At 74.4% G+C, this 6,000-nt stretch carries 6 protein-coding genes and 1 pseudogene; 3 read left to right on the top strand and 4 right to left on the bottom strand.

Features of this window, described 5'->3' with window-relative positions:
• Window positions 1–307 precede the first annotated feature (307 nt).
• The gene (locus OO48_RS21345) at window positions 308–1,210 is read right to left on the bottom strand and encodes an alpha/beta hydrolase (RefSeq protein WP_081952274.1); all 903 of its coding nucleotides are present in this window, start codon (window positions 1,208–1,210) and stop codon (window positions 308–310) included.
• A gap of 236 nt (window positions 1,211–1,446) precedes the next feature.
• Window positions 1,447–2,502 (bottom strand): AraC-like ligand-binding domain-containing protein, encoded by a 1,056-nt coding sequence (locus OO48_RS21350; protein ID WP_081952275.1) that lies wholly within the window; start codon window positions 2,500–2,502, stop codon window positions 1,447–1,449.
• A 473-nt stretch (window positions 2,503–2,975) separates the two neighbouring features.
• Between OO48_RS21350 and OO48_RS21355 the strand changes: the two genes are divergently transcribed.
• The 3 genes from OO48_RS21355 to OO48_RS21365 all read left to right on the top strand — a co-directional run bounded on the left by OO48_RS21355 (window position 2,976) and on the right by OO48_RS21365 (window position 4,929).
• Entirely contained in the window at window positions 2,976–3,638 is a 663-nt protein-coding gene (locus OO48_RS21355; protein ID WP_033218695.1) for a hydrolase, read from the top strand.
• 43 nt (window positions 3,639–3,681) lie between these two features.
• Complete coding sequence (locus tag OO48_RS21360; RefSeq protein WP_033218697.1) at window positions 3,682–4,179, top strand: DoxX family protein; 498 nt, start codon at window positions 3,682–3,684, stop codon at window positions 4,177–4,179.
• A gap of 171 nt (window positions 4,180–4,350) precedes the next feature.
• Window positions 4,351–4,929: a Dps family protein gene (locus OO48_RS21365; RefSeq protein ID WP_033218698.1), complete on the top strand. Its 579-nt coding sequence runs from the start codon at window positions 4,351–4,353 to the stop codon at window positions 4,927–4,929.
• A gap of 167 nt (window positions 4,930–5,096) precedes the next feature.
• Here the strand turns inward: OO48_RS21365 and OO48_RS21370 are convergent, their stop codons facing one another.
• Together OO48_RS21370 and OO48_RS40005 are read right to left on the bottom strand one after the other, a co-directional pair.
• Entirely contained in the window at window positions 5,097–5,768 is a 672-nt protein-coding gene (locus tag OO48_RS21370) for a YoaK family protein (RefSeq protein WP_245194736.1), read from the bottom strand.
• 65 nt (window positions 5,769–5,833) lie between these two features.
• Window positions 5,834–6,000, bottom strand: a pseudogene (locus OO48_RS40005) (5,10-methylene tetrahydromethanopterin reductase); the annotation flags it as partial.

Below are 6,000 nucleotides of genomic sequence, written 5' to 3' on the forward strand. Positions count from 1 at the left end.
CCGGACGGCCGCAGCACCATCGGTTCGCGTGCAAACCGAAAGGCCGGTCGACGATCCCGGAGAAGAGCGAACTCGCCCGAGGACCGTGCGGCGGCCGTGGGCTACAGCGTAGACGGTGATCGGCGGACGGCATCCACCCAGCTCACGGGCCGGACCGCGGGCCACCGCCCGGGGCCGTCGCACCCGGCGCGGGACGGAACCGTCGCACCCGGCGCGGGACGGGGCCCGGTCGCGGCGGCGGGCGCGCCCGGCCCGACGGCCCGTCAGCCGCCGCCCGCAGGAGGTCCGGTGCGCCGCGCCCGTCGGCTCAGCCCCGGTGCCGGTGCAGGGCGACGTGCACCGTGTCGAGGACCTGGACGAGGGCCGCGCGGGCGGCGTCCGTGCCGCGCAGCGGGTCGAGCAGCATGAAGTCGTGGATCGTCCCGTGGTAGCGCACCGAGACCACCGCCACGCCGGCCGCCCGGAGCTTCGCGGCGTACGCCTCGCCCTCGTCGCGCACCACGTCGGCCTCGCTGGTGACCACCAGCGCCGGCGGGAGTCCGGCGAGTTGCTCCAGGGAGGCCCGCAGCGGCGCCGCGGTGGCCTCGCCGCGCTGCCGCACGTCGGGCAGGTACTGGTCCCAGAACCAGCGCATGGCGTCCCGGTCGAGGAAGTAGCCCTGGGCGAACTCCCGGTACGAGGGGGTGTCGAAGTCCGCGTCGGTGACCGGACAGAGCAGTACCTGGTGCACGAACCGCACCCCGCCGCGCTCCTTGGCGAGCAGGGTCAGCGCCGCCACCAGGGTGCCGCCCGCCGAGTCGCCCACGGCGGCCACCCGGCTCCCGTCCAGGCCGATCTCGCCGCCGCGTTCGCAGATCCACTTCGCGACCGCGTAACACTGCTCGACGGCGACCGGGTACTGCGCTTCGGGCGCCCGCTCGTACTCGACGAAGACCACGGCCGCGTCGGTGCCGAGGGCGAACTCGCGCACCACCCGCTCGTGGGTGCCGGCGTCGCCCAGGACCCAGCCCAGCCCGTGCAGGAACAGCACCACCGGGACCTCGCCGGCGCTGTCGACGGGCTTGACCACCTGGACCCGGACGTGGCCGGTCGGTCCGCCCGGCACCGCGTACCACTCCGTGGAGGTGGCGTTCCGGTCGAGGGGGTCGACCTCCCCGTCCTGCAGGCGGGCCAGGTCGAGCCGGGCCTGTTCCGGATCCGGGTCGTGCATCGGCGGAGGGCAGGAGTGCCGGGCCACGAACGCTCGGCTGAGGCGATCCAGTGCCGGGTGCCGAACGGGCGGGGGAACGAAGTCGGACACACGGTCTCCTGCCGAGAGGACTGAGCGGGGGTGGCGTGAAAGGGGCGGCGCCGGTGTGCCGGGCGTCGGAACACGGACTCCGTCCCCTCCCGGGCCGGGGCGGGCTTCCGTGGGCGCGGGGCGTCCCGTACGGCTTCGAGCGGACCCTACCCGTTGAAGGGCGGGAGGTCAGCCTCCCGCCCGCCCGGCGCCGGGGAAGGAGCGCGCCCGGGCCCGGGTGCGTGCGCCGGGGGCCGCCCGGCGGACTCCTGCGCGGTGCGCAGATCGCGCCACTCGCGGGGGGAGAGGCCGAAGGCGGCCCGGAACGCCCGGCTGAAGTGGGCCGGGCTGACGAACCCCCAGCGCTGGGCGACGGCGGACACGGTCGGGGCCGACCTGCCGCGGCGGGCCAGTTCACGGCCGCACTCCTCCAGGCGGCGCTGTTGGACGAGTCTGCCCACGGTGATGCCCTCGCCCTCGAACAGCCGGTGCAGGTACCGGACGGAGATCAGGTGCGCCCGGGCGATGCTCTCCGGTGACAGTCCGGGGTCGCCCAGGTTCCGGTTGATGTGGTCGCGGATCCGCAGCAGCAGGTGGCTGCGGGCGGTGTCCCCGTCCGTGCCGTCCGGGCGGGCCTGTTCGGTGATCAGGGTGGCGAACAGGTCGACGACGTTGCCGGCCAGCCGGTCCGTGACGGTCGGGGAACAGCCGTCCGCGGCGGAGGCCAGGGCGCCCAGGAACGGCAGCAGCACCGCGCCGAAGCCCGCTCCGGTGCCGATGGCACTGCCCGTCACCCGGCGGAGGTCGTCGTCCGGCACCCCCAGCATGCGGCGGGGCAGTTGGAAGACGCGGGTGGCGAACCGCTCGGGGTAGTCGAAGGAGTACGGCCGGGACGTGTCGTACACCACGAGGTCGCCCTCGTCGACCTCGGCCCGCCGGCCGTCCTGGATGAAGGTGGCCGTGCCGGACAATTGGACACCGACCCCCATCAGCGCCTCGCCGGAACGGGCGATCAGCGCCGGAGTGCGACTGACCCGGTTCGCGTCGGCCTCCAGGGTGGAGACCTGGAGGTAGCCGAGCCGGTCGGTGGCGATCCGGCCGTCGAACGGCCCGTCCTCCCGGGGGGAGACGGTCATCGGCACCAGGGTCCTGCTCACCGCGTCGTTCCAGTACGCGACCTTGTCCCGGTCCGGCACCGAGGCGGTCGTCAACACCAGGCTCAAGTTGCTCTCCGCTCATGGGAAGTGACTCCGGGGGCTGCACGCGGTCGGGAACCGGACGGGCCGCCGCTCGCCCGGGACGGCGACGGCCGGCGCCGGGCGGGGGACCCGGTCCGCCCGGCGGACAGCGGTCCCGTGGGGCGTCGGCGGGCCGCTCCGGCTCCGGCGCGGCCCGGGCTCCCGCCCGCACGGAACAGCCAAACAGCCGCCCGCCCCGGACTCCAGGCAGGAAAACAGGCAGAACTCGCAGCGGCGGATCCGCCGGTCCGATGCCGTGCAGCGGCGGAACAGCACCGGGCGCGGTGAGGAAAGAACCCAACGGACGTGCGCACTACGTTCGTTGGCGTGGCGCCAGGTCGCCGGACCCGCCCCGGGCGATATGCAGGGGCGGTCCGGCCTCCCCGGCCGAACGGCCCGGGCGCCACTTCCACCCGCACGTCCCGCGGGTGCGTCCGCCCCGTCCGAGAGGAACCCCGATGATCGACTTCGCCCAGGTGAAGGCCGCCCCCGGCCCTGACCTGCTCACCCCGGAGAACGCGGTCGTGCTCTTCGTCGACCACCAGCCGCAGATGTTCTTCGGCACCGGCAGCGGCGACCGCACCTCCATCATCAACAGCACCGTCGGCCTGGCGAAGGCCGCCCGGGCGTTCGACGTCCCGGTGGTGCTCAGCACCGTCGCCGCCGAGTCCTTCTCCGGTCCGATCCTGCCGCAGCTGGTCGACGTCTTCCCCGAGCAGGAGGTGATCGACCGCAGCACCATGAACGCCTGGGAGGACCCGGCCTTCGTCGCGGCCGTCAAGGCCACCGGCCGCGGGAAGATCATCCTGGCCGGCCTGTGGACCGAGGTCTGCCTGGTGCTGCCGGCGCTCTCGGCGCTCGGCCAGGGCTACGAGGTCTACGTCGTCGCCGACGCCTCCGGCGGCGTCAGCCCCGCCGCCCACGAGCACGCCCTCCAGCGCATGGTGGCCGCGGGCGCCGTCCCGGTGACCTGGGTGCAGGTCCTGCTGGAACTCCAGCGCGACTGGGCCCGCCAGGAGACCTACGGCGCGGTCATGGAGATCGTCAAGGAACACGGCGGTGCCTACGGGCTCGGCGTCGTCTACGCCCAGGCCGTCATCGGCGCGCACGCGGCGGGCTGACGATGTCCGACAACGCGTACCGCACCGCACGGCGGAGCGGCCGGTGAACCTCGGCCTGCTCGTCCTGCGGCTGGTGTGCGGACTGCTGATCGCCGGGCACGGCGTCCAGAAGGTCAGTCACCACCTGGGCGGCGCCGGGCTGGAGGGCGGCACCCGCGAGTTCCGCGAGGACGGATTCCGCGGCGGCTCGCTCACCGCCCTGGCCGCCGGTGCCGGACAGATCGGCTCCGGCCTGCTGCTGGCCGCCGGTCTGCTGACCCCGCTCGCCGCCACCGGTGCCATCGGCGTCATGACGGTGGCGCTCACCGTCAAGTGGCACCACGGCCTGTGGGTGCAGAACGACGGGTACGAGTACCCGCTGTTCCTCATCACCACGGCCGCGGCGCTCGCCGCCACCGGCCCGGGTCGGTGGTCCGCCGACCGGCTGCTCGGCCTGCCGCCGCAGCCGGCCTGGTGGCTCGCCGTCGCCCTCGTGGTCGGGGCGGGCGCGGGTCTGCTCACCAGGCTCCTGCTCCACCGCGCAACGCCCGCGGCCGAATAGCCGGCCCGCCCCGTACCCACCCGCGCGACGCGTACGGCCCGCACCGGCCCGCCGGTCGCCCCGCACGCCCGCCACCCGGGCGGACAACCACCCGCCCGCACCCCGGCAGGCCGGGCCGCGATCCGGCCCGGCCTGCCGGCTTCCCCGTCACCACCACCGGAAAGCACCGCCATGGACACGACCGCCACCCCGCCGCCGAGCAGCCAGCCGATGACCCAGCAGAACGGCCCCGAAGCGCAGAGCTTCGGCACCGTCAAGCTGTATCCGCTGGGCCTCACCCACGACGCCCGCGCGTACTCCTGCCAGCGCCTCAACCGGCTGCTCGCGGACAGCCAGATCCTGTACTCCCTCTACAAGAAGAGCCACTGGACGGTGCGCGGCGCCACCTTCTTCCAACTGCACCAGCTCTTCGACCGGCACGCCGAGGAGCAGCTGGCCCTGGTGGACGCGCTCGCCGAGCGCGTCCAGAGCCTGGGCGGGGTCGCCGTGGGGGACCCGCGGCACGTCGCCGAACTCACCTCGATCCCCCGTCCCCCGGACGGCGCCGAGCAGGTACCGGTGATGCTCTCGCGCCTGCTGCGCGCCCACGAGTCGATCCTGGTCGACAGTCGGGACGCCGCGGCGCGCACCGCCGAGCTGGGCGACGACGGCACCAATGACCTGCTGGTCTCGCAGGTGGTCCGCACCGGTGAGGCCCACGTCTGGTTCCTCGCCGAGCACCTGGTCGACACCCCGCTCACCCGCGTCTGAACCGGACGGCCGAACCCCCTCCCGTCCCGTGCCGCCCCGCCCCGTCCGGCGGGGCGGCACCGATGCCTCCGGACCCGCCCGCACCGTGCGGACGGGTCCGGAGGCCCTTGCGGCCGGTCCTGCCCGGACGGCCTGTCGCACCGCTCGGGCAGGACCGGCACCGCGGTTCAGCGGCGGTCGCGGTAGCCGAGCGCGACGGCGGCGACCAGGGCCGTGCTGATCAGCATCGGCCAACCCAGCCCGTGACTGTTGACCAGGGCCGCTCCGGCGGCAGCGCCGGCGAGCATCGCCACGACCGCCAGCGACCGGCGGCCGACCCGCGGGTTGGTACCGCCGGCCAGCGAGGACTCCGAGGCCAGACCGGTCAGGGTCAAGGTCAGTACGGTGGTGGTGAGATCGGGTACGGCGAGTTTGCGCACGGTGCCGTTGCGCAGGCCCATGGCGACGGCGATCAGGGCGATCATCAGGTCGGTGGGGGCGGAGGCGAAGGCGGCCGCGGTCGCCGCGGCGAGCAACAGGGCCTCGGTGGCCAGCACCGTCCGCACCCAGACGCGGTGCGGACGTTCACGGTGGAACCGCTCGACCCGTCCGGCGCAGACCGAACCGGCCAGGAAGGCAGCCAGCGAGACCAGCGAACCGGTGACCGAGAAGCCCGGGGTGCCGACGGCGGCGAAGCCGATGATCACGACGTTGCCGGTCATGTTGGCGGTGAAGACGTGTCCCAGGCCGAGATAGCTGACGGCGTCCAGGAAACCGCTGACGACGGTCAGGACGGCCAGGGCTCCGGGCAGGGCCGGATGCGCCGGCTTCGCGGCGGGGGCGGTGTCGGTCAGGGCCACGGTGTGCTCCCTCGGTGAGCGGCGCTTCATCGGCCGGAAGGTGTTTCGTGCGCCCGTGCCCGGCGTCACCGGGCAGCGCCCGTCTGCTGACGGGCCGCCAGGCGGGCGGCGTGGGTGGGCCCGTCGGGGACGTCCGCCGGGCGGTTCTTGGCGAACTCGGCGCGCAGCACGGGGACGACCTCCTCGCCGAGCAGGTCGAGCTGTTCCAGGACGGTCTTGAGCGGGAGCCCGG

Origin of the sequence: Kitasatospora phosalacinea, from assembly GCF_000716545.1 — a bacterium.
Lineage (GTDB): Bacteria > Actinomycetota > Actinomycetes > Streptomycetales > Streptomycetaceae > Kitasatospora > Kitasatospora phosalacinea.

Coding starts and splice junctions, on each gene's coding strand:
- OO48_RS21345 (WP_081952274.1), bottom strand. CDS start 1,210: ATGCACGACCCGGATCCGGAACAGGCCCGGCTCGACCTGGCCCGCCTG.
- OO48_RS21365 (WP_033218698.1), top strand. CDS start 4,351: ATGGACACGACCGCCACCCCGCCGCCGAGCAGCCAGCCGATGACCCAG.
- OO48_RS21355 (WP_033218695.1), top strand. CDS start 2,976: ATGATCGACTTCGCCCAGGTGAAGGCCGCCCCCGGCCCTGACCTGCTC.